The organism is Achromobacter veterisilvae (assembly GCF_900496975.1).
GTDB classification, from domain to species: Bacteria; Pseudomonadota; Gammaproteobacteria; order Burkholderiales; family Burkholderiaceae_B; genus Achromobacter; species Achromobacter veterisilvae.
In genome coordinates this window covers 1-1,152 of sequence record NZ_UFQC01000098.1, presented here as the reverse complement: position 1 = coordinate 1,152, position 1,152 = coordinate 1, and the positions used below count along the sequence as shown (strand labels likewise).

Here is a 1,152-nt window from a genome sequence, read left to right as displayed (position 1 = left end):
CGACCGCCTTCACGGATGGCGAAACGCAGGCCTTCTTCCATGGCGATCGGGGCCAGCAGCTTGACGGTCATCGTCACGTTGTCGCCCGGCAGGACCATTTCCTTGTCGGCCGGCAGGTCGATCGTGCCCGTCACGTCCGTCGTGCGGAAGTAGAACTGGGGACGATAGCCGTTGAAGAACGGCGTGTGGCGGCCGCCTTCTTCCTTGGACAGGATGTACACCTCGGACGTGAAGTCCGTGTGTGGGGTGATCGAGCCCGGCTTGGCCAGAACCTGGCCGCGCTGGACGTCTTCACGCTTGGTGCCGCGCAGCAGAATGCCCACGTTGTCGCCCGCTTGACCTTGGTCCAGCAGCTTGCGGAACATTTCCACGCCCGTGCAGGTCGTCTTCACCGTCGGCACGATACCGACGATTTCGATTTCCTCGCCAACCTTGATGATGCCGCGTTCGATACGGCCGGTCACCACGGTGCCGCGACCCGAGATCGAGAACACGTCTTCAACCGGCATCAGGAACGCGCCGTCAACGGCACGCTCGGGCGTCGGGATGTACGAGTCCAGAGCTTGCGCCAGCGACAGGATGGCCTGTTCGCCCAGTTCGCCCTTGTCGCCTTCCAGCGCCAGCTTGGCCGAACCCTTCACGATCGGGGTGTCGTCGCCCGGGAAGTCGTACTTGCTCAGCAGTTCGCGGACTTCCATTTCCACCAGCTCGAGCAGCTCGGCGTCGTCGACCATGTCAGCCTTGTTCAGGAAGACGATGATGTACGGCACGCCAACCTGGCGGCTCAGCAGGATGTGTTCGCGCGTCTGCGGCATCGGGCCGTCAGCGGCCGACACCACCAGGATCGCGCCGTCCATCTGCGCCGCGCCCGTGATCATGTTCTTCACGTAGTCGGCGTGGCCCGGGCAGTCAACGTGCGCGTAGTGACGCGATTCCGTTTCGTACTCGACGTGCGCCGTGTTGATCGTGATGCCGCGTGCCTTTTCTTCAGGTGCCGCGTCGATCTGGTCGTAGCCCTTGGCTTCGCCGCCAAACTTGTTCGACAGAACGGTCGTGATCGCCGCCGTCAACGTCGTTTTGCCGTGGTCAACGTGACCAATCGTACCCACGTTCACGTGCGGCTTGGTACGTTCAAACTTGCCTTTTGCCATG

At 62.6% G+C, this 1,152-nt stretch carries 1 protein-coding gene; it reads right to left on the bottom strand.

Annotation, left to right across the window (positions count from 1 at the left end):
• Window positions 1-1,151: elongation factor Tu (gene tuf / locus AVE30378_RS32465; RefSeq protein ID WP_129247294.1), on the bottom strand; the 1,151-nt coding region annotated here is incomplete at its 3' end.
• Between the last annotated feature and the right edge of the window lies 1 nt (window position 1,152).